This window comes from Ruegeria sp. CH11 (genome assembly GCF_056537105.1).
This window is the reverse complement of sequence record NZ_JBQFQX010000001.1, coordinates 1-24,943: the sequence shown is the minus strand read 5'-3', so window position 1 is coordinate 24,943 and position 24,943 is coordinate 1. Positions and strand designations below refer to the sequence as shown.

The 24,943-nt window shown below is 59.6% G+C and carries 27 protein-coding genes and 1 tRNA gene; 15 read left to right on the top strand and 13 right to left on the bottom strand.

Annotated features, from left to right (window positions below; genetic code table 11):
* The first annotated feature begins 3 nt into the window (after positions 1-3).
* Positions 4-915 (top strand): adenylate/guanylate cyclase domain-containing protein, encoded by a 912-nt coding sequence (locus ACR0LX_RS00140; protein ID WP_480782081.1) that lies wholly within the window; start codon positions 4-6, stop codon positions 913-915.
* Here ACR0LX_RS00140 and ACR0LX_RS00135 read toward each other — a convergent pair.
* Entirely contained in the window at positions 891-2,309 is a 1,419-nt protein-coding gene (locus tag ACR0LX_RS00135; protein ID WP_480782080.1) for a protein adenylyltransferase SelO, read from the bottom strand. The two genes, ACR0LX_RS00140 and ACR0LX_RS00135, sit on opposite strands and share 25 nt — an antisense overlap.
* Positions 2,310-2,395: 86 nt before the next feature.
* Between ACR0LX_RS00135 and ACR0LX_RS00130 the strand changes: the two genes are divergently transcribed.
* Both ACR0LX_RS00130 and ACR0LX_RS00125 read left to right on the top strand, forming a co-directional pair.
* Positions 2,396-2,815: a cupin domain-containing protein gene (locus ACR0LX_RS00130; protein WP_480782079.1), complete on the top strand. Its 420-nt coding sequence runs from the start codon at positions 2,396-2,398 to the stop codon at positions 2,813-2,815.
* Positions 2,816-2,819: 4 nt separating this feature from the next.
* A complete protein-coding gene (locus tag ACR0LX_RS00125; RefSeq protein WP_480782078.1) occupies positions 2,820-3,710 on the top strand; it encodes a fatty acid desaturase in 891 nt (296 codons plus the stop codon).
* Between the two features lie 61 nt (positions 3,711-3,771).
* Here ACR0LX_RS00125 and ACR0LX_RS00120 read toward each other — a convergent pair whose 3' ends face one another.
* Positions 3,772-4,851 (bottom strand): anhydro-N-acetylmuramic acid kinase, encoded by a 1,080-nt coding sequence (locus ACR0LX_RS00120; protein WP_480782624.1) that lies wholly within the window; start codon positions 4,849-4,851, stop codon positions 3,772-3,774.
* A 227-nt stretch (positions 4,852-5,078) separates the two neighbouring features.
* On the opposite strand from ACR0LX_RS00120, the gene tyrS reads away from it, so the two are divergent.
* Positions 5,079-6,323 (top strand): tyrosine--tRNA ligase, encoded by a 1,245-nt coding sequence (gene tyrS / locus ACR0LX_RS00115; RefSeq protein WP_480782077.1) that lies wholly within the window; start codon positions 5,079-5,081, stop codon positions 6,321-6,323.
* 94 nt (positions 6,324-6,417) lie between these two features.
* Here tyrS and ACR0LX_RS00110 read toward each other — a convergent pair whose 3' ends face one another.
* The gene (locus tag ACR0LX_RS00110) at positions 6,418-7,113 is read right to left on the bottom strand and encodes a hypothetical protein (protein ID WP_480782076.1); all 696 of its coding nucleotides are present in this window, start codon (positions 7,111-7,113) and stop codon (positions 6,418-6,420) included.
* A 190-nt stretch (positions 7,114-7,303) separates the two neighbouring features.
* Between ACR0LX_RS00110 and ACR0LX_RS00105 the strand changes: the two genes are divergently transcribed.
* On the top strand, positions 7,304-8,059 hold the full coding sequence (locus tag ACR0LX_RS00105; RefSeq protein ID WP_480782075.1) for an SDR family NAD(P)-dependent oxidoreductase: 756 nt from the start codon (positions 7,304-7,306) through the stop codon (positions 8,057-8,059).
* Between the two features lie 9 nt (positions 8,060-8,068).
* Positions 8,069-8,617, top strand: coding sequence for a sugar O-acetyltransferase (locus ACR0LX_RS00100; protein ID WP_480782074.1), 549 nt, complete (start codon positions 8,069-8,071; stop codon positions 8,615-8,617).
* Here ACR0LX_RS00100 and ACR0LX_RS00095 read toward each other — a convergent pair.
* The 3 genes from ACR0LX_RS00095 to ACR0LX_RS00085 all read right to left on the bottom strand — a co-directional run bounded on the left by ACR0LX_RS00095 (position 8,614) and on the right by ACR0LX_RS00085 (position 11,787).
* Complete coding sequence (locus tag ACR0LX_RS00095; protein ID WP_480782073.1) at positions 8,614-10,422, bottom strand: ABC-F family ATP-binding cassette domain-containing protein; 1,809 nt, start codon at positions 10,420-10,422, stop codon at positions 8,614-8,616. The genes ACR0LX_RS00100 and ACR0LX_RS00095 overlap by 4 nt on opposite strands.
* Positions 10,423-10,490: 68 nt before the next feature.
* Complete coding sequence (locus ACR0LX_RS00090) at positions 10,491-11,246, bottom strand: GNAT family N-acetyltransferase (protein WP_480782072.1); 756 nt, start codon at positions 11,244-11,246, stop codon at positions 10,491-10,493.
* Between the two features lie 97 nt (positions 11,247-11,343).
* A complete protein-coding gene (locus tag ACR0LX_RS00085; RefSeq protein WP_480570382.1) occupies positions 11,344-11,787 on the bottom strand; it encodes an outer membrane protein assembly factor BamE in 444 nt (147 codons plus the stop codon).
* 115 nt (positions 11,788-11,902) lie between these two features.
* Here ACR0LX_RS00085 and ACR0LX_RS00080 point away from each other — a divergent pair, with 115 nt between their 5' ends.
* From ACR0LX_RS00080 to ACR0LX_RS00045, 8 genes are all read left to right on the top strand, one after another.
* A complete protein-coding gene (locus tag ACR0LX_RS00080; protein WP_480782071.1) occupies positions 11,903-12,439 on the top strand; it encodes a YceD family protein in 537 nt (178 codons plus the stop codon).
* A gap of 207 nt (positions 12,440-12,646) precedes the next feature.
* Positions 12,647-12,853 carry a 50S ribosomal protein L32 gene (gene rpmF / locus ACR0LX_RS00075; protein ID WP_008756996.1) on the top strand — a complete coding sequence of 69 codons (207 nt, stop codon included), beginning with the start codon at positions 12,647-12,649 and terminating at the stop codon, positions 12,851-12,853.
* Between the two features lie 24 nt (positions 12,854-12,877).
* Complete coding sequence (plsX, locus tag ACR0LX_RS00070) at positions 12,878-13,963, top strand: phosphate acyltransferase PlsX (RefSeq protein ID WP_480570387.1); 1,086 nt, start codon at positions 12,878-12,880, stop codon at positions 13,961-13,963.
* Between the two features lie 21 nt (positions 13,964-13,984).
* Complete coding sequence (locus ACR0LX_RS00065; protein WP_480782070.1) at positions 13,985-14,956, top strand: beta-ketoacyl-ACP synthase III; 972 nt, start codon at positions 13,985-13,987, stop codon at positions 14,954-14,956.
* A 96-nt stretch (positions 14,957-15,052) separates the two neighbouring features.
* On the top strand, positions 15,053-15,355 hold the full coding sequence (gene ihfA / locus ACR0LX_RS00060; RefSeq protein ID WP_008755922.1) for an integration host factor subunit alpha: 303 nt from the start codon (positions 15,053-15,055) through the stop codon (positions 15,353-15,355).
* An 18-nt stretch (positions 15,356-15,373) separates the two neighbouring features.
* Positions 15,374-15,982 (top strand): MerR family transcriptional regulator, encoded by a 609-nt coding sequence (locus ACR0LX_RS00055; RefSeq protein WP_480782069.1) that lies wholly within the window; start codon positions 15,374-15,376, stop codon positions 15,980-15,982.
* Between the two features lie 62 nt (positions 15,983-16,044).
* Positions 16,045-16,121 (top strand) — tRNA-Pro (locus tag ACR0LX_RS00050).
* Positions 16,122-16,182: 61 nt separating this feature from the next.
* Positions 16,183-17,262 carry a 2'-deoxycytidine 5'-triphosphate deaminase gene (locus ACR0LX_RS00045; protein WP_480782068.1) on the top strand — a complete coding sequence of 360 codons (1,080 nt, stop codon included), beginning with the start codon at positions 16,183-16,185 and terminating at the stop codon, positions 17,260-17,262.
* A 4-nt stretch (positions 17,263-17,266) separates the two neighbouring features.
* Here ACR0LX_RS00045 and ACR0LX_RS00040 read toward each other — a convergent pair whose 3' ends face one another.
* The 7 genes from ACR0LX_RS00040 to ACR0LX_RS00010 all read right to left on the bottom strand — a co-directional run bounded on the left by ACR0LX_RS00040 (position 17,267) and on the right by ACR0LX_RS00010 (position 24,314).
* Positions 17,267-17,497 carry a hypothetical protein gene (locus ACR0LX_RS00040; protein ID WP_480782067.1) on the bottom strand — a complete coding sequence of 77 codons (231 nt, stop codon included), beginning with the start codon at positions 17,495-17,497 and terminating at the stop codon, positions 17,267-17,269.
* Positions 17,498-17,560: 63 nt separating this feature from the next.
* Positions 17,561-18,208 (bottom strand): SMC-Scp complex subunit ScpB, encoded by a 648-nt coding sequence (gene scpB / locus ACR0LX_RS00035; RefSeq protein WP_480782066.1) that lies wholly within the window; start codon positions 18,206-18,208, stop codon positions 17,561-17,563.
* Entirely contained in the window at positions 18,201-18,995 is a 795-nt protein-coding gene (locus ACR0LX_RS00030) for a segregation and condensation protein A (RefSeq protein WP_480782065.1), read from the bottom strand. Before ACR0LX_RS00030 ends, scpB begins: the two co-directional genes overlap by 8 nt.
* Positions 18,985-19,992, bottom strand: coding sequence for a beta-N-acetylhexosaminidase (gene nagZ / locus ACR0LX_RS00025; protein WP_480782064.1), 1,008 nt, complete (start codon positions 19,990-19,992; stop codon positions 18,985-18,987). The genes ACR0LX_RS00030 and nagZ overlap by 11 nt, the downstream gene beginning before the upstream one ends.
* On the bottom strand, positions 19,989-21,101 hold the full coding sequence (locus ACR0LX_RS00020; RefSeq protein WP_480782063.1) for an SPOR domain-containing protein: 1,113 nt from the start codon (positions 21,099-21,101) through the stop codon (positions 19,989-19,991). The genes nagZ and ACR0LX_RS00020 overlap by 4 nt, the downstream gene beginning before the upstream one ends.
* 39 nt (positions 21,102-21,140) lie before the next feature.
* Positions 21,141-22,886 carry an arginine--tRNA ligase gene (gene argS / locus ACR0LX_RS00015; protein ID WP_480782062.1) on the bottom strand — a complete coding sequence of 582 codons (1,746 nt, stop codon included), beginning with the start codon at positions 22,884-22,886 and terminating at the stop codon, positions 21,141-21,143.
* Positions 22,887-23,093: 207 nt separating this feature from the next.
* The gene (locus ACR0LX_RS00010; protein WP_480782061.1) at positions 23,094-24,314 is read right to left on the bottom strand and encodes a deoxyguanosinetriphosphate triphosphohydrolase; all 1,221 of its coding nucleotides are present in this window, start codon (positions 24,312-24,314) and stop codon (positions 23,094-23,096) included.
* Between ACR0LX_RS00010 and ACR0LX_RS00005 the strand changes: the two genes are divergently transcribed.
* A complete protein-coding gene (locus ACR0LX_RS00005; RefSeq protein ID WP_010440593.1) occupies positions 24,313-24,636 on the top strand; it encodes a HesB/IscA family protein in 324 nt (107 codons plus the stop codon). The genes ACR0LX_RS00010 and ACR0LX_RS00005 overlap by 2 nt on opposite strands.
* Positions 24,637-24,943 lie beyond the last annotated feature (307 nt).

The following is a 24,943-nucleotide window of genomic DNA, read 5'->3' as shown; positions in this document are numbered from 1 at the left end:
ACCGTGGATACAACTTTTGCCATTCTTGTAATCGCCGACATCTCGGGCAGCACACCGCTGTACAAGGCGGTTGGCGATGGCGAGGCGCAACGGTTGATCCAACTGGAACTGGACCGACTGCGGCGCGTTCTGCGCGAGCATGGCGGTACGCAGGTTGGACAGAAGGGCGACGATGTCCTCAGCTATTTTCTGGACCCCGACGCCGCGCTGAATGCCGCACTGAACCTGATCGAGGGGTCTCCTGAAACGTCGCTATCGGTGCATGTGGGTGTGCATTGCGGCCCGATCGTGATTGCCGAAAAGGGTGTTTATGGCGAAGCGGTAAATGTCACCGCCCGGCTGGCCACCGCAGCCAATCCCGGTGAGGCCTGCGTCAGCGACGGGGTCGCAGCGATGTTGCAGGGCGATCTGCGCCGGATGCTGAAACCGCTTGGGCGGCTCAACCTCAAAGGGTTGACGGAACAGTTCATGGCGCATTCGCTGATCAGCCCGGCGATGGACCCGTTCACACAGACCCGACTGCCGCTTTCTTATGGTCGGACCGAAGAACACTGGAAAAGCGCCGAGAGACTGACGCTGGTTCTCAGCCACGAAGATCGCTCGTGGCGCTGCCATGACAATGGGGAGCTGACGATTGGCCGGTCACCGGATTGCGACGTCATCCTGACCCAGCCCTGGGTGTCACGCCTGCACGCGGTGCTGAGCATGAAGGACGGCAAGCTGATCCTGTCTGACCGCAGCACCTCGGGGACCTATGTCAAATCCGAGGCTGGCCGGGAAATCCAGCTCAAACGGGAATCGGTAATGCTGGCGGACAGCGGGCTGATCTCGCCTACCCTGCCTATCGAGCATTCCGAGGCCTGTTTGCAATTCGAGATTCTTGGCCGCCGTCAGGTGCCGCAGAACGTGGCCTGAACCACCTCATTCTCGGCTGGCGGGTGGGTCAGGTCTACGGCGTCGGGCTGGCTCTGGTAAGGATTTGCCAGAACAGTGTTCAATCTGTGGAACGGCTCGAAATCGCCCGCTACCGCGGCCTTGATCATTTGCTCGACCCGGTGATTGCGTGGGATAAAGGCCGGGTTGACGGCCTGCATGACCGCGTCAGGGGATTGTTCTGGTTCAAGTCGCGCGCGCCAGCCCTCGGCCCACGTATCGAATGCCGTAGGATCAATGAACTGATCACGCGCCGCGTCGCTGCCCAGCGCCCGGAACGTGTTGGTAAAGTCAGCCTGGTTCTGCGCCATGCGGGTCAAAAGGTCCGAGATAAGCTCAAGATCGCCCTCTGCGGCCGTCGCCAAACCGATTTTGGCACGGAATCTCTCCAGCCAGTTTTCCTGCAACAAGTCGGGCATGGCGTGAACGATCTCGGTCGCCTCTTCAACGGCGGCATCCTTGTCATCCATTTGCTGGATCAAAGCGGTCGCAAGCTGCGCAATGTTCCAAACGGCAATCTCGGGCTGGTTCGAATAGGCATAGCGCCCCATCTGATCAATCGAACTGTAGACCGTGTTTGGATGATAAACATCCATGTAAGCACAAGGGCCATAGTCGATGGTCTCGCCCGCGATCGAGCAATTGTCGGTATTCATAACCCCATGAATGAACCCGACGCTCATCCACTGCGCAATCAGACGGGCTTGCGCGTCCCGGACAGATCGCAACAGACCCATTGGGCCGTCAGCGTCCGGATAGTGTCGCGCGATGGCATAGTCGGTCAGCATTCGCAATCCGTCCAACTGACCCCGCGCCGCAAAGACCTGAAACGTGCCGACCCGCAAATGGCTTTGCGCGACGCGTGTCAGAACCGCGCCAGGCATCGGCCCCTCGCGCAGCACAATCTCACCGGTTTCAACGGCCGCCAGCGCGCGCGTGGTCGGGATACCAAGCCCATGCATCGCCTCGGACACTACGTATTCGCGCAAAACCGGCCCCAGCCAGGCGCGCCCGTCCCCCTGGCGCGAGAACGGTGTCGGGCCCGAGCCCTTCAACTGAATATCGCGGCGCACCCCATCGGTGCCGACCGTCTCGCCCAGCAAAACCGCGCGGCCATCACCCAATTGCGGGTTGTAGTGCCCGAACTGATGACCGGAATAAAGCTGCGCCAGCGGTTCTGCCCCGTCCGGCAGCGTGTTCCCAGCAAACGCTTCGGCCATCTCGGCAACCTCTCCCGGCGTTACCCGCAGCACGCTCGCCAGATCAGCATTAAACGCAATCAGACGCGGTGCGCGGACGGGAACCGGGGCCTGTCGCGCATAAAACAGGTTCGGCAGTCGGGCATAGCTGTTATCAAACGGGATTGTCAGGGTCATGCGCCAAACATATGGCCTATTCGCGCGATTGCCATAGCGGATCAGCGCGGGTCATGCATAATCGCGAAGCGACTGAAGGACAGCCCATGACCCCGCAACAGATCATCGACCACCTGAGCCTGCAATGCCATCCCGAGGGCGGATGGTTCCGCGAGACCTGGCGCGCCGACAATCCCGGCCGCGCCACCGGCACCTGCATCTATTTTCTATTGCAAGCCGGCGAAAGCAGCCATTGGCACAAGGTGGACGCAACCGAGATCTGGCTATACCACAGCGGCGCGCCGCTGGTTCTGTCGCTCAGCGCCACCGATGACGGCCCGGCAACCGATCACCTGCTGACACCAGACTTGGCCAGAGGAGCGCCGCAACTCATTGTCCCAGTGGGCCACTGGCAAGCCGCGCGCAGCATCGGCGCGTATACTCTGGTCAGTTGCACCGTCTCGCCCGGCTTTGAATTTGACGGGTTCGAACTGGCAGAACCCGGTTTCGACATTCCAACGGAGTGACCAGATGGACCACCGCGCCCTGATCGCTTCGATCCCGGCCGAAACCAAAGACAGGCTACAACGGCGCTCGGACACAGCGGGCCTAAAGCACCTTTTGCTATATTTTGGCGCCTTGGCCCTGACCACTTCCGGTATCGCCCTGCACGTTCCATTTTGGCCACTGTTGATACTGCCTCAGGGCCTTTTGCTGGTGTTCCTGTTCACGCTCAGCCACGAATGCACACACAAAACGCCGTTCAGATCTGGTTGGCTGAACGACGCAATCGGCCACCTCGTTTCGGTCCCGATCTGCCTGCCCTTCACCTGGTTTCGCTATTTCCACCTCGCCCATCACAAATGGACGAACCACCCGACCAAAGACCCCGAACTTGATGGCAAACCTCGGCCTGAGAGCTGGCGCAGCCTTGCCGTCTACCTTAGCGGTTGGCCGTATTGGACAAGCATGGCGCAGGTATTGCTCGACAACGCAAAAGGGCGGATCAGTGCCGAATACCTGCCCCGCCGTCAGTACCGCGCAATCAGGACCGAGGCGGTCGCACTGCTTACACTGTACACTTTGACGGCAGTAAGCCTTTTATACACGCCCGTTTTGTTCTGGATCTGGTTACTGCCCGCAATCGTGGGCCAACCATTCCTGCGCCTCTACCTTCTGGCAGAGCATGGGCTATGTCCTCCGGTCGCAAATATGCTGGAGAATTCGCGCACCACATTCACCAACGGGCTGATACGGTTTCTGGCGTGGAACATGCCGTACCACGCGGAACACCACGCCTTTCCAAACGTACCTTTTCACCAATTGCCAGCGTTTCACCGCTGGACACAGGATCACCTGCAATCAACCTCAGAAGGTTATGGCCGGTTCACCGCAGATTACGCACGATCGCTCCGGCGCTAGATCCGCTTCTTCATCTGACCAAAGATATCCCGGGAGTTGCCTTGCGAAGGGCGCAGCGCCCCTACCCGCCAACCACAGCGCCCCGCGCTGGAGATGACACGACCCCTCCCCCAACCAGCGCGCTGACACCGGTTGTTCCCGGGCATGAGGTCGGCAGGCCGCGCGCCACGCGCACGGCCAGATAGGCGAATGCCTGCGCCTCGAGCATATCACCGTCCAGACCAACGGCCTCGACCGGTTCGACCGGGCAATCCAGCGCGACCCGCAGCATCTCCATCAGAACGGGGTTGTGCCGCCCTCCACCGGTGACCAGCACGCGGCTGGGTGGTTTCGGACAGTACTCCATCCCCTGCGTTACGCCGGCAGCGCACATGGCGGTCAAGGTGGCGACTGCATCCGCATCGCTGAGTTCCTGCACCAGTTCGATCATCTGGGCGAAGTCGTTCCGGTCCAGAGACTTTGGCGGCATTCTGGAAAAGAACGGTTCCGCCAGAAATAGCTCAAGCGCACCGGTCTCGACGGTTCCACCGCGCGCAACTGCACCATCCCGATCCATCGCCTGACCCAACCGCGATTGCATCAGGTCGTCCACTGGCGCATTCGCCGGACCGGTATCGAACGCCAGCAGCGCGCCCGGCTCTTCCGGTCCACCGAAGGTCGGATCGACATAAGTCAGGTTCCCGACGCCACCGAGGTTCAGAAAGCACAACGGCTCTTGCGCTTCGATCCATTTGGCACAGGCAAAATGGAAGAACGGGGCCAGCGGCGCGCCCTCCCCCCCAAGCGCCACATCATCGCTGCGGAAATCCCAAACTACGGGCAGCCCCAGCGCCTGCGATAGACCCAGCCCATCGCCCACCTGCAACGTCCCTCGCCCACGCGGTTCATGGGCTAATGTCTGACCGTGAAAACCGATCAGGTCCACCTCTTCGAACTCCGACAAAACCTCGGCATGCGCACGCGTTACCAACTCGGCCGAGATATCGACGTCCGGACCGTGCCACTGACCCAGTGCAACACGCAGCGTAGCGCGCTCCTCATCCGAGTAAGCGCGGTACCCGCTTGGACCAAACCCAAAGATCGCCTGTCCGTCAGTCTCGACCACCGCAGCATCGACGCCGTCCAATGACGTGCCCGACATGGCCCCCAACGATCGAAGAACACCTGATTTGCTGATGACCCTGCTCACACTGTCCTCATTGTTTTGATCGCCCGCCGTGCCGGGTGTTTCGCACAACCTGCACGGTAACGCGAAGCCAAGGCAAGACACATCCTGCGCGAGCCGCGTTTTTCTTGGAAAAGGTGGCTTTTCCTTGCCTCTGACGCCGCCTATACAGTGCCCCGCAATAGTAACCCCGAGGGCACGATATGACCTACCACCCCAAATCGGATTTCATCGCCACGATGATCGAGCGCGGCTTTCTCGCCGATTGCACCGATTATCAGGGCCTTGACGACGCGCTGATCAGTGGGGTGCAAACTGCTTATATCGGTTATGACGCCACTGCGCAGTCGCTGCATGTGGGTCACCTGATGAACATCATGGTGCTGCGCTGGCTGCAAAAGACCGGCCACAAACCGATAACCCTGATGGGCGGCGGCACCACCAAGGTGGGCGACCCCTCGTTCCGTTCGGATGAGCGCCCGCTGCTTGGCCCCGAACAGATCGACGCAAATATTGCGGGCATGAAGCAGGTGTTCTCGAAATACCTGTCTTATGACGAAAGCGAGACCGGCGCACTGATGCTGAACAATGCCGAATGGTTGGGCGGTCTGAACTACCTCGATTTCCTGCGCGATATCGGGCGGCATTTCTCGGTCAACCGGATGCTGTCATTCGAGTCCGTGAAATCTCGGCTGGATCGCGAGCAATCGCTCAGCTTCCTCGAGTTCAACTACATGATCCTGCAGGCCTATGACTTCCTCGAACTGAACCGCCGTTATGGTTGTGTTCTGCAGATGGGAGGCAGCGACCAGTGGGGTAACATTGTTAACGGCATCGACCTGACTCGCCGGGTGCTGGATCACGAGATCTATGGCCTGACGACGCCCCTTTTGACCACCAGCGATGGCCGCAAGATGGGCAAGTCGCAGGGCGGCGCGGTCTGGCTGAATGGCGACATGCTGAGTTCCTACGAGTTCTGGCAGTTCTGGCGCAACACCACCGATGCGGATGTGGGCCGCTTCCTGAAGATCTTCACCGAACTGCCGGTCGACGAGTGCGACCGTCTGGCCGCGCTGGGAGGGGCCGAGATCAACGAAGCCAAGATCCGCCTCGCCAACGAAGTGACCGCCCTGTTGCACGGGGCCGAAGCCGCAGCAACCGCAGAGGCAACCGCGCGCGAAGTGTTCGAAAAAGGCGGAGTTGGAGGCGATCTGCCAACGCTCACATTGTCCGACGCAGAACTGCCGATCTCGATCGTTCAACTGATCGTCAAATCGGGTCTGGCCAAGTCGGGCAAAGAGGCCAAGCGCCTGATTGCAGAAAACGGTGCCAAGCTGAACGACGCGCCGCTGACCGATGCCGGGCTGATGATCGACGCGGGCGCGCTTTCGACGCCGATCAAGCTGAGCGCCGGGAAAAAGCGTCACGCGCTGGTGCAGCAAGGCTGACCTGCCGGTCACTTACGTAAAAGAACGGCCATCCTTTTTGGGATGGCCGTTTTCGTATTACGCGTCGTTGCCGGTGCGTTTCAGGTTCGCGGCATCAGCGTTTTCCGCCTTTGCCGCCACCTTTACCGTCGCCTTTGCCGCCACCTTTACCGTCGCCGCCCTTGCCGCCGCCTTTTCCGTCGCCGCCCTTGCCGCCGCCTTTTCCGTCGCCGCCCTTGCCGCCGCCTTTTCCGTCGCGGCCCTTGCCGCCGCCTTTTCCGTCGCCGCCCTTGCCTCCGCCTTTACCGTCGCCGTCACCCGGGTCGCTGCCGCCATCGCCAGGATCGCCGCCATCACCGGGGTTGTCGTTCCCGGACCCCCCGCCGCCTGCGTTGTTACCGCCTCCACCGGAGTTGTTGTTGCCAGTCTCTGTTCCGCCACCAGACGCATCGGATGAGCGGTCGAAATCAGATCCATCGGAGTACCGGTTTTCACCCGCATTCCCCAGGCCAACAGCGTTTGAAAGGCTCGCCGTGGGCAGATCTGTCAAAAGACTGGCCAGCCCCGGGCATTGCGCGGCGGTTACTTGAAGTGTCGTTTCAAAGTCCGACCTGCTTTGCAGACGATCCAGAAAGCTGGGCGTGACTTGCGCGCAATCGCACAAAGCGGCGTAGTCGCCGGCGTTTGCAAGATCCCGCGCCGTTTTCCAGTTGCAGGTTTCAGGCGCCGCCGCCGCACTGCCAACCATAAACACACCTATGACCGGCGCGGCCATGATCGCGCCCAACCTCTGCTTTGAACTCTTTGACATCTCACTACCTCCTGAGTGATGTACACCCAACCACTTCCGGTTGTCTGAACCCGACATGGCCACCGAGCATGAAGCGATTGTTAAGGCTTGCTGAGCTTTCCTTGAGGATCGCTGACGCTCAAAACCTGTGGACAGGCCGCCCGCGATGGGTTTAATGAACGAGTGTTCATATCCATGGAGGAAGGTCGCGATGCGCATTTCCAATACAGCCGCAGTCGTCTCGGGCGGCGCGTCGGGTCTAGGCGAAGCGACAGCCCGTCACTTTGCTGCCGAAGGTGCGCAGGTTACCATTCTGGACCGCGATGCAGAGCGCGGATCAAAGGTTGCCGCCGAGTTTGGAGGCAATTTTATCGAGACCGACGTGACCGACGCTGACTCGGTCGCCGCAGCCGTTGCCGAAGCCAAGCAAAACATGGGCCAGATCACCGTGGCGGTGAACTGCGCCGGCATCGCCTATGGCATCAAGACGGTCGGCAAGGATGGCCCGCATCCTCTGGACGCGTTTCAACGCACCATCGACATCAATCTGGTTGGAACTTTCAACCTTTCACGCCTGGCGGCCGCCGAGATGGCAACGAACAACCCCGATCCAGAGGGCGCGCGCGGGGTGATCATCAACACCGCCTCGATCGCCGCGTTTGACGGCCAGAAAGGTCAGGCAGCCTATGCTGCATCCAAGGGCGGAGTTGTTGGAATGACATTGCCGATGGCGCGCGATTTGGCGTCGACTGGCATTCGGGTGATGACCATCGCTCCGGGCATATTCATGACCCCGATGCTCGCCGGCCTGCCTGAAGAGGTGCAACAGCAACTCGCAGCCGATGTTCCCAACCCGCCGCGATTGGGTGACCCGCACGAATACGCCCGACTGGCCGCATTCATCGTCGAGATGGGATACCTGAACGGAGAGGTTATTCGCATCGACGGTGCGCTGCGTATGCGCTAGACCAATCACATGACCGAACGCGAGAAAATGGAGGCCGGGACTTGGTATTGCTGCCTTGATCCCGAACTTGACGCCATACGCGCAGATGCCCGCCGCGCTGTCTACGCCCACAATACAAGCGACCCCGACTCGCGGGGTGGCATGGCCCCGGCCCTGCGCACGCTGTTAGGACATTCGGGCGAAGATTGCCTAATCGAAACGCCCTTTCATTGCGCCTATGGCATCAATATCCATCTGGGCGAGCGCGTGTACTTCAACTCTGGCTGTGTTGTGCTGGATACCGCGCGCGTCCAGATCGGCAACGACACGATGTTTGGTCCGCATGCGCAGGTCTATTGCGCCCAACATGCCAAAGACGCGGCTGAGCGCGCCCGGGGGCTGGAAATCGCCCTGCCCGTCACGATCGGCAACAACGTCTGGATTGGTGGCGGTGCCATCATCCTGCCCGGTGTGACGATTGGCGACAATGCGATCGTCGGCGCTGGAGCTGTGGTGACCAAAAACGTTCCCGAAGGACAGACGGTTGTCGGCAATCCGGCGCGTCCTGTCCGATCCTAGGCCCCTTCGGCCTTTTCTTCGAGGGTCAGCCACTCCTCTTCCGCAGCTGACAGCTTATCCTGCCGTTCGACCAGCGCTTCGGTTGCCTTCTGGAATTTGACCGGCTCCCGGGTGAACAGTTCCGGGTCGGACATCAACTCTTCCAGTTTGGCTATTTCGGCTTCAAGCCGTTCGATCTCGGCCGGCAGTTTTTCCAGACGGTGTTTTTCCGAGAATGAAAGGCCCGTCTTCTGCTTTGCTTCCTGCTTTATCTTCGGTTTCGTTACCTTTGATTTTATTTCACTTTTTTCAACTACGTCGCCTCGTTGGGTGACATAATCCGTCCAGCCGCCCGCATAAACGGTGGCGCGGCCATTACCCTCCATCGCGATGGTTGTGGTCGCAACGCGGTCCAGAAAATCGCGGTCGTGGCTGACCAGCAGAACGGTGCCGTCGAAATCATCCAGCAGTTCCTGCAACAGATCCAGCGTTTCAACGTCCAGATCGTTGGTCGGTTCATCCAGCACCAACAGGTTTGACGGCTTGGCCATCAGCTTGGCCAAGAGCAGACGCGCCTTTTCCCCACCCGACAGAGACTTGACAGCCGCCCGTGCCTGTTGATCGTCGAACAGGAACTCCTTGAGATACCCGACCACATGCTTGGGCGCACCCCGCACCATGACCTGATCTGCCTTGCCCGAGACGCGCATTTCGGGATCGCCGGTGAGGCTGTCCCACAAGGTCATCTCGGGGTCCAATTGTGCGCGCGCCTGATCAAACACGGCAACCTCAAGGTTTGTACCCAGCGTTACTGTGCCTTCATCCGGCGTCTCGCGGCCCAACAACATATTCAGCAAGGTCGTCTTGCCGACGCCGTTCGGGCCGACAAAGGCCACTCGATCACCGCGCTGCACCAGCAGATCAAAGTTTCGCACGATCTGTTTGTCGTCGAACCGCTTTGCCAACCCTTTGGCCTCGATCACCTTGCGCCCGGATTTGGGGCTCGCGTCCAGCGACATTGCCGCCGTTCCCTGCCGCTTGATCTGACTGGCACGCTCGGCTCGTAGCGCCTGCAGCGCGCGCACTCGGCCCTGGTTGCGCTTGCGGCGGGCGCTGATGCCCTCGACAGCCCAGCGCGCTTCGGACTTGATCAGGCGGTTCAGCTTGTGGCGTTGCTGATCCTCCTCGTCCCAGGTTTTGTCGCGCCAGGCCTCAAAGGCTTCGAACCCCTGTTCCTGCCGCCGCACCATGCCCCGGTCAATCCAAAGGGTTGCGCGTGTCAGGGCGCGCAGAAACGCGCGGTCGTGAGAGATCAGAACGAACCCCGCGCGGGTTGCGCCCAACTCATGCTCGAGCCAGTCGATCGCTTCGATATCCAGATGGTTGGTGGGCTCGTCGAGCAGCATCAAATCCGGTGCCTCGGCCATGAGCTTGGCCAGCGCCGCCCTGCGCCGCTCACCGCCCGAGGCGGTTTCGACCGCGCGTGACGGGTCGAATTTCAACCCCTCACCGGCGCGTTCGACCTTGTACAACTCCCCGGGTTCCAACTCACTGGCGGCATAGTCACCCAGCGTGGCAAAGCCCTGCATGCTGGGATCCTGTTCCATATAACCCACAGATTTTCCGGGGGGGATGACAATGTCACCCTGATCGGCCTCGACCAAACCAGCCATCACCTTCATCAAGGTTGATTTGCCTGAGCCATTGCGCCCGACAAGCGCGACACGATCACCCGGCTGCACCACAAGATCGAGATCGGAAAACACCGGATCGCCCCCAAAGGTCAGGGAAATACCGGACATCTGCAACAAAGGAATTCTCGCCATGCCCGCCAGCTAAACCGGCTGGACGAACGCGTCAACGCCCCGGCTTCACCTTTTCTGAAATACTCAAATCACCCGGCTACCGCCCGTAGCAGACGTTTGCGGGCTGGGGGAATCGCGCCAATTTCAAGCCCGGTAAACACGTGCAGCGTATTCATGTGCCGATCGACGACCGCATGATCGCTGACCCAGCCCCCCATCATCAGATAGGTGCGCAGCAACGGCGGCATCCTGAGCATGGCCTTCTTGGCATCGGGCCGACGGCGCAAGCGCGCGGCAAACTTGAACACATCCGGCGCTTTGACCCTTGGTAGCCAGCGCTTGGGGGCCAGATGCCGATGCTTGAGCATGGCGAATGCATCCAGATATTCTTCGGTTTCGGTCCCCGCGAAAGACGAGCAACCAAACAGCATCTGCACATCGTTCTGGTCGACAAAGGCCGTCATCGCCCCCCAGGCGACGCGCAGAATATCCGGGTCGGTCCAGTCCGGATGAACGCAAAAGCGCCCCATCTCGACCATCCGCCCACCAAAGCCCTGCAGCGCGGAAAGGTCGTAGTAGCGGGCAGAATAACTGTCTGCGATCTGAGTTCCGCTTTCGATGGTTAGCATCCGAAAACAGCAAACCAACTGCCCACCCTCGCGCATATCCTCAACCAGAATATGTGCGCACAGCGCATCGAACTCATCCCGGTCGAGTTGATCGGTCGCAAAGGCACGTGTTCTGAGGTTCTGGGCCGCCGCGATATCACGCGCCGACTGCGCCAGCCTGGCGCGATAGCGGCCCCGGTTCAGCACTTCGGCATTCAACACAGTTGCTCTGACCATGGTCGCATACTCCGCAGTTGCCGACCCGCTTGTCTCTGCCACGTCCCTAGCACAAAGATTGTGACCGTCACGTGAAGCTGCAAGACCAATCAGAGATTTAGTTGTTGACGCCGGGGATATTCGCCGGGTTGAAGTTGCCGATATTGCCCAGCAGCTGCCGCAGGAATCCTTTGTCCTGAACACTGGAATCCGTCACACGCCGGTCAAGCGGCACGACAATACCATCTTCAAGGCCAAAGCGTTCGATATTGCGCACGACCCCCCGCTGATCAAAGCTGATGGCCACCAGCTCGCGCGAAACGACCTCGGGCCGTTTGGGACCGTAATGACGGACGCGCGACGAAACATAGTAATAGTCCGAATCTCGCACCACACCAGACGAGGTCGGCGCGCCGATAGCCTCGATCACGGTATCGCGGGTATCAACACCAACCTTGATTTCCGCCAATTCCTCGGGCGGCGGAATATATCCGTGTTTCTTGACGATTGGGGTGCATGCGACCGCGGCCAGGATGCTGCCAAATGCCAGCAGTCTGATCATCGGTTTTATGTTGTTCTTCACCTTCAAAACCTACACCCTCTTGTCTTGGCCGCGCGCGACTTCTATCCGATTACAGAAACCGCTGCCGTGGTTCAACACAAAGAAAGGGTCAAAAATGACCACACCCTCCCCCTTGCGCGTCGCGGATCTTTCGCAGAACGCCGCCACGTTGTTCGAACTGCGCCCCGGAACCGCCGAGCTGGACGCGTTGAAACAAGACCTGGGCTTGCTGGGTCTTCGTAAGCTGTCCTTTGTGGGGTCTGTGCAGGCGCAGGGTAAGCGCGACTGGGTTCTGACAGCCAAGCTTGGCGCAACCGTCGTTCAACCCTGCGTGATCTCGTTGGAGCCGGTGACAACCCGGATCGAAACCCCGGTGCGCCGGGTCTTTCTGGCCGATTGGGACGAACCGGACGAACCCGAGTTTGAGATGCCCGAAGATGACGAAACCGAAGCCCTTGGCGCTGAAATCGACCCATCTGCGGTCATGGCCGAGGCGCTTTCGCTGGCCTTGCCCCAATATCCTCGAAAGGACGGCGCAGAGTTGGGACCGTCAGATTATACCGAACCCGGAAAACAGGCGATGACCGACGAGGACGTCAAACCATTCGCAGGGTTGGCGGAATTGCGCGACGCATTGAAAAAAGACAAGTGACAGAGGTTTGATTTCCTGTCATAGCAGGCGCTCAGAAAAATCGCTTGAACATGCCGAGAATCGCAGTATTTTCGCGCGCTCATCGGAATTTGGGTTGGACAACGTGGGGCATGTACCCTAAACGCGCGTCAAACCACGAGAAAAACGAAGAATGAAACCCGGCCCACAGCGAATCTGTTGGCCCTTAAATAGACAAAGGTTGAGACCATGGCCGTCCAACAGAACAAAGTTTCCAAGTCGCGTCGCAACAACCGCCGCGCACACGACGCTCTGGTTGCTGCAAACCCGAACGAATGCCCCAACTGCGGTGAGCTGAAGCGCCCGCACCACGTCTGCGCGTCCTGCGGCCACTATGACGATCGCGAAGTCGTCGCGCAGGCCGACGAAATCGACCTGGACGAAGACGCGGCCTGAACCTGATCGGACGCAGGCCAAGGCATGACGGATCAGCCCACGCAAACCGGACGGATCATCATCTCGGTTGACGCGATGGGCGGAGATTCGGGTCCCGCCACCGTTGTCGCGGGCATAGCCAAATCTGCGGACAAGAACCCCACGATCGGGTTCGTCCTGCACGGGCCGGAAACCGTACTGCGCAAACTGGTTGCCAAACGGCGTGTCCTTGAAGGGCGCGTCGTTTTTCGTGATTGCCCTGACGTGGTCACGATGGAGGACAAGCCCAGCCAGGTGGTGCGCAATGGCAAGCAGACCTCGATGTGGTCTGCGCTGGAATCGGTGCGTCAGGGCGAGGCCCATGGCGCCGTCTCTTGCGGCAATACCGGCGCGCTGATGGCGTTGTCGATGATGCGGCTGCGCAAATTGCCGGGCGTGAACCGACCGGCGATTGCAATTCTGTGGCCATCGCGCAACCCGCAGGGCTTTAACGTCATGCTGGATGTGGGCGCGGATGTGCGCGCCGATGCCAAGGATTTGCTGCAATATGCGCTGATGGGGGCCTCGTATTCCCGGAACGGCATGGCGCTGGCCCGACCCCGGATCGGCTTGCTGAATGTCGGCACCGAAGAACACAAAGGCCGCGCCGAGTTGAAAGAAGCCCACGCGATGATCACGGATTTCGCTGAACAGGCGAACTTCGAGTTTGTGGGCTTTGTGGAAGGCAGCGACATACCGGGCGACAAGGCGGATGTCATTGTAACGGATGGATTTACCGGGAACGTGGCGATCAAGACCGGCGAGGGCACGGCAAGCCTGATCGGCGATCTGCTGCGCGAGGCGTTCAAGTATTCGCCCCTGTCTCGGTTGGCCTCGATCCTTGCCATCACATCCCTGAACCGTCTGAAGAAGCGGATCGACCCGCGCCGCGTCAATGGCGGTGTGTTTCTGGGTCTGAATGGCACGGTGATCAAATCGCACGGGGGTGCGGATGCAACCGGGGTGTCGGCTGCGGTCAAGCTGGCTTTTACCCTGGCCGAATCCGGCTTCTCTGAAAAATTGGCGGCACGGGTTGCATCCACAGCCGCGCTTGCACAAGATGCCGCGCAATCTGCATCGCAGTCGGAATAATAAAAAAGGCAGTACCCAAGCATGGCAGGCCGTTCAGTTGTTGTAGGTGTTGGGCATTATTTGCCCGAGCGCATTGTCCCCAACACCGAATTTGAAAACAGTCTGGATACGACCGACGAATGGATTCGAACCCGATCCGGGATCGAACGCCGCCACTTTGCCGCAGAAGGCGAAACAACCTCTGATCTGGCAACCCATGCCGCGCAGGCGGCACTCAAAGATGCCGGACTCGATGCAAGCGATATCGACGCCATTGTCCTAGCGACCTCGACCGCCGATCTGACCTTTCCCTCAGCGGCGACGATGGTTCAGGCCCGTTTGGGAATGACCAACGGATTTGCATTTGACGTTCAGGCGGTTTGTGCCGGGTTCGTCTATGCGCTCAGCAACGCCAACGCGCTGATCCTCTCTGGTCAGGCCAAACGCGTTCTGGTCATCGGTGCCGAGACGTTTTCCCGGATCATGGATTGGACCGACCGGTCGACCTGCGTTCTGTTTGGAGACGGGGCCGGCGCGCTGGTTCTGGAACTGCAGGAGGGTAAAGGTACCTCGGAGGATCGCGGGATTCTGGCTACCGACCTCAACTCCGACGGTCGTTATAAGGACTTGCTGTATGTCGATGGTGGAGTTTCGACCCAATCGACGGGCCACCTGCGCATGCAGGGCAATCAGGTTTTCCGCCATGCCGTTGAAAAACTTGCAAGAACCGCCGAAGTTGCACTGGAACGCGCCGGTCTGACCGGTGACGATGTCGACTGGATCGTTCCGCATCAGGCCAATATCCGAATCATTCAGGGCACTGCCAAAAAGATGGGCCTGCCGATGGATCGGGTCGTGGTCACAGTTCAGGATCACGGCAACACGTCCGCCGCATCGATTCCCCTGGCGATGTCCGTTGGCAGGGACCGGGGCCAGATCAAGCCCGGCGATCTGATCGTGACCGAAGCAATCGGAGGCGGTCTGGCCTGGGGTGCGGTTGCCCTACGCTGGTAACCGGCACAATCCGGCTTACGTGCCCTCACGCAATTCATTGATATTGACAGCGAATTTCCCCTCACCCTATGCTCTGATATCTACAGGGGAATAAGCATGGGCGATAAAACACTGACTCGAATGGATCTGAGCGAGGCCGTCTTTCGCGAAGTTGGGCTGTCACGCAATGAAAGTGCGCAACTGGTTGAAAGCGTCTTGAACCACATGTCCGACGCACTTGTGCGCGGCGAACAGGTCAAGATATCGTCTTTCGGCACATTCAGCGTTCGAGACAAAACAGCCCGCATAGGCCGCAACCCCAAGACCGGTGAAGAAGTGCCCATTCAGCCCCGCCGCGTCCTGACGTTCCGCCCGTCGCATCTGATGAAAGATCGCGTCGCCGCTGGGAACCGGAAATAACCCCGAGGTTCGGTTAAGATGAGCAAGTCCCCCGACGCGTTTCGCACAATCAGTGAAGTTGCGGATTGGCTCGGTGTTCAGGCTCATGTCCTGAGATTCTGGGAAAGTCGTTTCACACAGGTCAAACCCGTAAAACGCGCGGGTGGCAGGCGATATTATCGGCCCAACGACATGCGGTTGCTGGGCGGTATCAAAAAGCTGCTGCACGAGGATGGCATCACGATCAAGGGCGTTCAGCGTATCCTACGAGAGCAGGGCGTTGCTCATGTTGCCTCGCTGTCGCCCAGTCTGGACGATCCCGCAGCCGAAGACGGGGCAACGGACAGCACCATTGTTCCATTTTCGGCAAAACCCGCGCCTGCGGCTGAGCAGATCAGGATGGAGTTGGACACACCTCCGGATCAGGCCGCGCACACTGCCGACGCCGCCGTCGTGCCGGAAGCAGTCGCCAGCCAGCCAGAATCACCGCAGGCAACTGAAGTGGACGCCGCCCCTCTTATGGGTGGTATCACGTCTTTGGCCTGGAACCGCTCCGAATTCGACGACGCGTTGCTGGCGCGGATCGCGCCCATCGCCAAGGACCTGCGCGTCTGGCTGAACCGGGTCGATGCACAAGCCGCGGGATAAGACAAAAAGGCGATGATTTCCTCTTGCCCCTGCCGGGAAAGTCTTTATGAACGCTGCAACGTCGGGCTATGGCGCAGCCTGGTAGCGCGTCCGTCTGGGGGACGGAAGGTCGCAGGTTCGAGTCCTGCTAGCCCGACCAAATCACACCGACGTTTATGGCAAACAGGCCAGATCCCGCTCTGGCATCAGGGGGGATCGGAATGACAGGCGTATGCGCAAACCAGCAGATACAGGCAATGATCGAGCGGGGTGAGATCACCGCGCAACCTGCGATCATTCCGGAACAGATTCAACCTGCCAGCCTGGATATGCGTTTAGGTACAGTCGCTTATCGTGTGCGCGCCTCGTTCCTCGCGGGCGAAGGTCGCAGCGTTGCGGACCGTCTGGCGGAATTTGAGATGCACCGCATCGACATCAGCGAAGGTGCGGTTCTGGAAAAGGGCTGTGTTTATCTGGTGCCGTTGATGGAATCTCTGGCCCTGCCCCCGGGAACAAATGCAGTGGCCAACGCCAAAAGCTCAACCGGGCGGCTGGACTTGCTGACCCGAACCATCACCGATGGCGGCACCGAGTTCGACCGTGTTCCGGCGGGGTACACTGGCCCTCTCTATGCCGAGATTTGCCCGCGTTCCTTTTCGGTCCTGGTGCGCCCGGGCATGCGACTGAATCAGATCCGGTTCCGGCAGGGTCAGGCGGTTCTGAGCGATACTGAACTAAGCGCGCTCCATGCCGACTCACCTTTGGTTGATGGTCCTGCCGTTATTCAAGACGGGTTGGGGTTTTCGGTCGATCTGCAATTGCCCGAGTCCGATCTGGTGGGCTATCGCGCCAAGCCCCATACCGGCGTGATCGATCTGGACCGCATTGGCGGCTACGCGCCGCAGAATTACTGGGAAGAGGTCCGCACCACGGATGGACGTATCATCCTGGATCCGGGCGCGTTCTATATTCTCGTCAGCCGTGAAGCCGTGCATATTCCGCCGATGTACGCAGCCGAAATGGCCCCCTATCTGGCGATGGTCGGCGAATTCCGCGTCCACTATGCAGGGTTCTTTGATCCGGGCTTTGGCCATGCCGCGGCGGGTGGTGCCGGCTCACGCGGTGTGCTTGAGGTCCGCTGTCACGAGGCGCCATTCGTGCTGGAACACGGACAGGTTGTCGGACGGCTGGTGTATGAGAAGATGGCAGAATTGCCCACGCAGCTTTATGGGGCTGGGATTGCATCAAACTATCAGGGACAGGGTTTGAAGCTGTCCAAGCACTTTAGGTCCGCAGGATAACCCCTTAGAATTTCATGAACTTGCGCGCCTGCCGCGTCAGTCGTTGTGCTTGCCGCATCGTCTGCTTCTGGTTCTTGGCGGTCTGCTGCATCTGACGTTTTGCTTCTGGGTCAGGCTTGCCTTGATCCGGGCCGCCCGTCCGGCTTGCCATATCAAATCCTTTGTCGACGCCCTTGTTTACAAGACGGCGCACGACACGGCGAACAATCATATCGATGATGCGGTTGGCGTTCATTGTTGTCTCCGTTTTCTGACACCCTAGATAGGTTGTCCTTGCGGCAACATAAGGGCTGCGCGATCACTCTTCCTCGAACAGTTCCGATTGGTCTTCGTCTTCGTGATCTTCTGAGGACCCAAGTGGCACTGCCCCCGGTGGCGGGCGGTTTTCCAGCAACCCCGCCGCCCGCAATTCCTTGAGTCCAGGTAGGTCGCGTGCATTCTCGAGCCCGAAATGATCCAGAAATTGCGGCGTTACCACAAACGTCACAGGGCGCCCCGGTGTCATTCGGCGGCGACCCAGCCTGATCCACTCCATTTCCAGTAGCTGATCAATGGTTCCGCGTGATACCGACACGCCGCGGATTTCTTCGATCTCGGCGCGGGTACAGGGCTGATGATAGGCAACAATCGCCAAGGTTTCGATGGCCGCGCGGCTGAGTTTCCGGGTTTCGACCGTCTCTTTCTGCATCAGAAAGCCAAGATCGGGCGCGGTGCGAATGGCCCATGCCTCACCCACCTGAACCACGCGAACACCGCGCCCCTCATAACGTTTCTGAAGCATTTCAACCGCTTGCGCGGCATTGCTGCCATGGGGCATCCGCGCCTCAAGGTCGGCGATGTTAACCGGCTCGGCACTGGCAAACAGCACCGCCTCGACCATCCGCTCTTGTTCCGCCAAGGGTGGCGCTTCGAACAGGGTGCCGGTCTCTTCGGGGGCGTCAGTCACGGGTTTCTGTCCTCTTGCGCAATTGGATCGGGGCGAAGGTCTCGCTTTGCTTGATCTCCATATGTCCTTCTTTCACCAGTTCCAGCGAGGCCGCAAAGGTCGCTGCCGTGGCAGACCGCCTGCGCACTGGATCACTCTCCCACCCGTCAGGCAAATAGGTTTCCATATCGGTCCAGGTTCCTGCAAACCCGATCAACGGGCGCATGCGTTCCAGTGCCTGCTCCATCGTGAAGACGGCGTCGCGATCCATTACAAAGGGGCGGAATTCGTCCCTTGTGCGAATGCGGGCGTAGCCTTGCATCAGGTCCAGCAAGGTCGCCGAATATGTGACCGTACGAATACGCCGGATGTCCTCACCCTGCCCGCGCTTGAAAAAGTCGCGGCCAAGCTGGTCGCGCGCCATCAAACGCGCGGCGGCATCGCGCATGGCTTGCAGGCGTTCCAACTGAAACGCCAGATGCGCGGCAAGTTCTTCGCCGGTCGGCCCTTCTTCGTCGGGATCAGGGGGTAGCAGCAGGCGCGATTTCAGAAAGGCCAGCCAGGCGGCCATCACCAGATAGTCTGCGGCCAACTCGATCCGCAGCGCGCGGGCGCGTTCGACAAAGGCCAGATATTGCTGCGCCAAGGCCAGAACCGAAATTTTCCGCAGATCGACCTTCTGTGTGCGTGACAAAGTCAGCAGCACGTCCAGTGGGCCTTCGAACCCGTCTACGTCAACGATCAGCGCCTCGGCGGCCAAACGATCGGCGACCGAGATCGGGTCTTCGCTGAAAAGGTTATCCGACATATACCTGCCCGCCCATGAGGGCAGATAGTTCCGCCTCGGCGGCCTGAATGTCAAGCGCCAGAGGTGCCGTGCGCATGGCCAAAGCCCGCTCTGCGCGGGTCTGTGCCGCATCGGTCATCTCGCCTGCGGTGTTCAGAACGGCCTCGCGATCCGAAAGGGATGCGTTGCAGTGCAGAACAACATCGCACCCGGCGGTCAGAGCTTTACCCGCAACCTCGGCCGGGGTGCCGCGAAGCGCTTTCATCGAGATGTCGTCGGTCATGATCAACCCGTCAAACCCGATCTGTTCTCGGATCAAGCGGATCATCTTGCGTGAAATCGTTGCAGGCTGCGGGTCGATCTGATCGTACACCAAATGCGCGGTCATCCCCATCGGCAAGTCATTCAGCGCACGAAACGGCGCGAAATCCGCGAGTTCCAGTTCCTCGAGTGGCAAATCGACATGTGGCGGTTCGTGATGGCTGTCCAGCGTGGCACGCCCGTGTCCGGGCATGTGCTTGACCACAGGCAGAACACCGCCATCCAGATGCGCCTGCGCTACGGCCCGTCCGATCTGCGCGACCTGCTCGACCGAACTTCCATAACAGCGATTGCGTAGGAAAGCGTGTGTCTCGGGCCGGGCCACGTCCACCATCGGCGCGCAGTTGCTATCGATCCCCAGCGACCGGAGTTCATGAGCAATCAGGCGATACCGAAGGTACATTGCGCGCTCGGCCTGCGTATCTGCAGTCTCGGCGTGGTCTAGCGGAGGCAACCACTCGCGCGCCAACGGAGAACGAAGGCGCTGAACGCGCCCCCCTTCCTGGTCGATGGTGATCGGGCATTCGCGCCCGACCGCATCGCGAAAGTCATCGCAAAGGGCGCGGACCTGATCGGCGGTATCAACATTGCGAGCAAAAAGTATGAACCCGAACGGGTTCATCTGGCGAAACAGGGCTTTTTCATCTGCCGAAAGGCGCAACCCTTCGGCGTCGGTGATCACCGCACCAAACGTCACCGCACGGCAACCGGAATGCAGTCTGCCCCTTGCGCGACCAGCGCTGCGCAGAACTGACGCGAGTCGCTCAGGTCGTCGAAGCCAAGAACACGGAGGCGATAGAATATGCGGCCACCACTTGAAGTTTTCTGGATAACCCGCTGTTTATCATTCATATAATCCCCAAAGCGACCAGAGATCCTGTTCCACTCGGCCTTGGCGACCTCGGTGCTTTCATAGGCACCAAGCTGGGCAAGACGCGTCCCCTTGGCCAGCGTGTCGGGTGCGACATCCAATCCGGCAGCCGCTTTGACGGCGGCATTGATCGTCGCTTCGGTGTTGCTATTTGCGGCAATCCCGCTTTGCGTTGCACGCGCCGGGCGCGTCACTGGCCGCAGCGAACGGCGTACGCCGGGCAACGCTGCGATTTTCGGATCGGGCTGCAATGCGGCAAGATCAGCCGGATCGATGGCGGGTTCGTCATCCAGGATTGCCAGAGAGGCAACCTGAACGCCGCCCTCGACCGCAGGATCGGTCTCTGCCTCGCCTGCAATTTCGGCGACCAGCGCGTCAACTGCGCTCTGTCGCAGTTTCGTGGCATCTTCCCGGGTAATCTCTTCCTCGACCACATGCACCGCTTTGGTCGGCTTCAGAACACCCATCGGAGTATCTTCGTCCGTCAGCGAAACGGGTCGCGGCGCGAGGATCAGACGATCCGCTGGCGCGGCTGCCGACCCTTCTGCGGCAACAGTGTTTACGGCAAGCCCCTGATGATCGGCCAGAGTCCCGCCCGGATTTTCAGGCTGGATACGCATCGGCCCCTCGATGGCGCGCACAACCGGCACACCGCTGACGTCGCGCATAACCAGTTGGTAGCCCCAGACCCCAACCCCTGCCACAAGCGCCAGCGAGGCCGCAGCCCCCAGAAAGTTGACCACGCGGCCAAGCCCTGCGACGCCGCGCGGCGCGTCGTCATACGCGTGCATGTCGTCAGAATAGTCATACGCATCCTCGGGATGCGCTTGATTCGGGTAATACATCTGCTCGGGGCTCGCCTGCCCCGAGTAATCGTAACTCGCCATTTCCGCCTCACCGCCCGATTGCGCCTTAAAACGTGGCGCGCGGGTCATTTCTTGTCTGCCTCAGACCGGCGGTTCGGGCGGTGTTGGTCACCGCATCTCCTGCGCCGGAGTGACGCCAAGAATACCCAAGCCCGCTGAAATCACAACAGAAACGGCCCGGGCCAATGCGATTTTTGACTGGCTTGTGGCAACATCGCCATCCTGGATGAAGCGCAACTGGGTTTCGTCATTGCCCTTGTTCCACAAAGCGTGGAAATCCCCAGCCAATTCATAGAGATAGAAGGCAACCCGGTGCGGTTCGTTGGTGCGAGCGGCTATTTCGACCAGACGCGGCCATTCGGCCAGCTTTTTGGCAACAGTCAGTTCCGAGGCGTGATCGTTCTTGCTCAGATCTGCCCCTTTGAGAGTTGCATCATCCGCAGCAATCTCAGCTTCAGCAGCGCGACGCAACACGCTCATGACCCGCGCATGGGCGTATTGCACGTAGAACACTGGGTTCTCGCGGCTTTGTTCCAGCACCTTGTCGAAATCGAAATCCAAGGGCGCATCGTTCTTGCGGGTCAGCATCACGAAACGGGTCACATCAGGGCCCACCTGGTCAACCACGTCGCGCAGGGTGACAAAGTTCCCTGCCCGTTTAGACATCTTGAACGGCTCGCCGTTCTTCCACAGCTTCACCAGTTGAGTCAGCTTGATATCCAGCGACACCTTACCATCGGACAGTGCCGACACCGCCGCTTTCATCCGCTTGACATAGCCACCATGGTCGGCGCCAAATACGTCGATCAGCGCGTCAAAGCCTCGGGTCACCTTATCATAGTGATAGGCGATATCCGGTGCGAAATAGGTCCAGCTGCCGTCCGATTTCTTTACCGGTCGGTCGACGTCATCGCCGTGCTCGGTCGATTTGAACAGGGTCTGCTCGCGCGGTTCCCAATCCTCGGGCTTCTTGCCCTTGGGCGGTTCCAGCACGCCTTCGTAGATCAGGCCCTTGTCGGTCAGAGACTGCAGCGCAGCCTCGATCCTGCCCGTGCCATAGAGCGACTTTTCCGAGAAGAACACATCCATCTCGACACCCAACGCCTTTAGGTCGGCACGGATCAAATCCATCATCGCATCGGTGGCGAACTCGCGCAGCTCTTCCAGCCACTCGCTCTCGGGCTTGTCGATCAGACTGTCACCGTATGTCTCTTTCAGCGCCTCGCCGATTGGGATCAGATAGTCACCGGGATACAGACCTTCTGCAATCTCCGGGCTCAGGCCATTGGCCTCGCGATAGCGTTCGTACGCTGACCGCGCCAGCACATCCACCTGCGCACCGCCGTCATTGATGTAGTACTCGCGGGTCACGTCATGGCCAGAATACGCCAACAAACTCGCCAGTGCGTCGCCGAATACCGCGCCCCGCGTATGACCCACATGCAGCGGACCGGTTGGGTTGGCCGAGACATATTCGACGTTGACCTTCTGCCCCTGCCCCATGGTCGAGCGACCATAGTCGGTGCCCTTTTCCAGCACCGCTGCCAGAACGCCTTGCCAGACCGACGGCGCCAGCCGCAGGTTCAGAAAGCCCGGTCCTGCAACTTCGGCGCTGGTAATGCGATTGTCGTTTGCCAGCTTGCCCGCCAGCACATCCGCAATGTCGCGCGGTTTCATTTTGGCAGGTTTGGCCAATACCATGGCCGCGTTGGTCGCCATGTCGCCATGCGCCGCGTCGCGCGGCGGCTCGACTGCCACGTTATCAAAGCTCAACCCCTCGGGCAGAGCACCGTCGGACTGCATCTGGGTCAGCGCGTCCAGTACGAGGCCGCGGATCTCGGAAAACAGGTTCATTTCGGATGTCCTTTTGCTTGTCGGGCGGTTTATCACGCAATGCGACAAGGTCAATGGAAGCGATCAGTTTAGGCGCGGATCGACCGCCGCATTCCGCCGCGTCGCTGATCCAGAGGCGGCCATGTGGCTTGAACACCGATAGATATTGCGGCTGCACGCTGGAATGGAGCGTCACAATTGCCGCAGAATGTTCTACTGACGGAATGATCAGCCGGTACACAGCCGTGCATGATCCTGCAACGCAAAACGGTCCGTCATACCGGCGATATAGTCAGACACGATCCGCGCCAACGCCGTTTCGTCTGTTGCTGCCTCAATATCCTCATGCCATCGCTCGGGCATCTGTTTGGGATCGTCGAGGTAGATGGGAAACAACTCCTCGACCACTTTGCTGACCTCAGCCCGCACCTGCATGACGCTGGGGGCGCGATACATACGCGCAAACAGGAAGGCGCGGATTTCCTTTAGCTGCGCCCACAGGTCTGCCGAGAAGCGAATGACCGGATAACCCAGATGGCGAATATCTTCGACCGTCAACGCGTTGGACCCGGTAAGCAATGCCCTTGAAGTGTCGATAACATCTGCCACCATCACACCAAACACGCGGCGCAGCGCCTCGTGCCTGCGGCGATATGGATCCAACTTAGGGTATTTGCGATCTACCTCGGCGTAACACGCGCCGACGATGGGCAATTGGCCAATTTCCGCGTCGGTGAACAACCCGGCACGCAAGCCGTCCAACAGGTCATGATTGTTGTAGGCGATATCATCTGACAATGCCGCCACCTGAGCTTCGGCGCTGGCATGCGTGTGCAGTTCCAGATCAAAGCCGCTGTTGCATTCCGCAAGAGCCCAGGGCAACTGCCCCGTGACGGGGCCGTTATGCTTGGCGATCCCCTCCAGACATTCCCAAGTCAGATTGCAACCATCGAAATCAGCATAGTGACGCTCAAGCTTGGTTACGATCCGAATGGCCTGAGCGTTATGGTCGAACCCCCCATAGGGTTTCATCAGAGAGTGCAATGCGTCCTCGCCGGTATGCCCGAACGGCGTGTGCCCCAGATCATGCGCCAGCGCGACAGCCTCGGTCAGCTCGGGGTTCAACCCCAGTGCCCCCGCAATCGTGCGCGCCACCTGCGCCACTTCGATGGAATGAGTCAGTCGCGTGCGATAGCTGTCGCCCTCATGTTCGACAAAGACCTGCGTCTTGTGTTTGAGCCGCCGAAACGCGCTGGCGTGGATGATCCGATCACGGTCGCGTTGAAAGCACGATCGGAAACTGCTTTCCTCTTCGGGCACAAGCCGCCCACGTGCGCGGCCCGGGTTCGAAGCAAAACCCGCTCGTTCCAATGGTCTTATCCTTGTCGCCTGTCTTTTGATTTCATATATTGTACTGTGCTGAGGAAATAAACCTTTGGAGTCCGGCATGAATCTGCCTCCAACCGTCACAGAACGCGCCTTCGACCGACTGGCCGAGATTGGCGCCGCAGATCAGGGTCAAGCCCTGCGCGTCGCCGTTGAGGGTGGCGGATGTTCCGGTTTTCAATACGAAATCGCGCTGGACAAACCAAAAGAGGATGACCTTGTGCTAGAGGGCAAAGGCCAAAAGGTTATCGTCGATTCAATCTCGCTGCCGTTTCTGGAAAACGCGGTAATCGACTTTACGCAGGAACTGATCGGCGCAAGGTTCGTGATCGAGAATCCAAACGCGACTTCGTCCTGCGGCTGCGGCACCTCGTTCTCAATGTGATCACCTGGGCGGCCAGCGCCCTCCCTCAAGATATTTTCAGCGAGATGAAGTGGGGATCTACTCTCTGGCAACTGCGTCACTTGGAACGTCTCGCATCTTTGCCTCGTTGCATTGAGAAATTTGAGTCCGATCGTCGGGCTGCATCGTGAAATACTGCTCCAAACATCAAGCACTACTGACCTAATGACGGAAGTGCGGAGATAGTGTTGAAAAATTCCGTTGATTGGTTTGCCTGTCGCTGATTCACTCGTTTTTGAGAGTGGAGGTGCGGTGATGATGGGACCGAGGCAGGTGGCGCAAGGGGCGC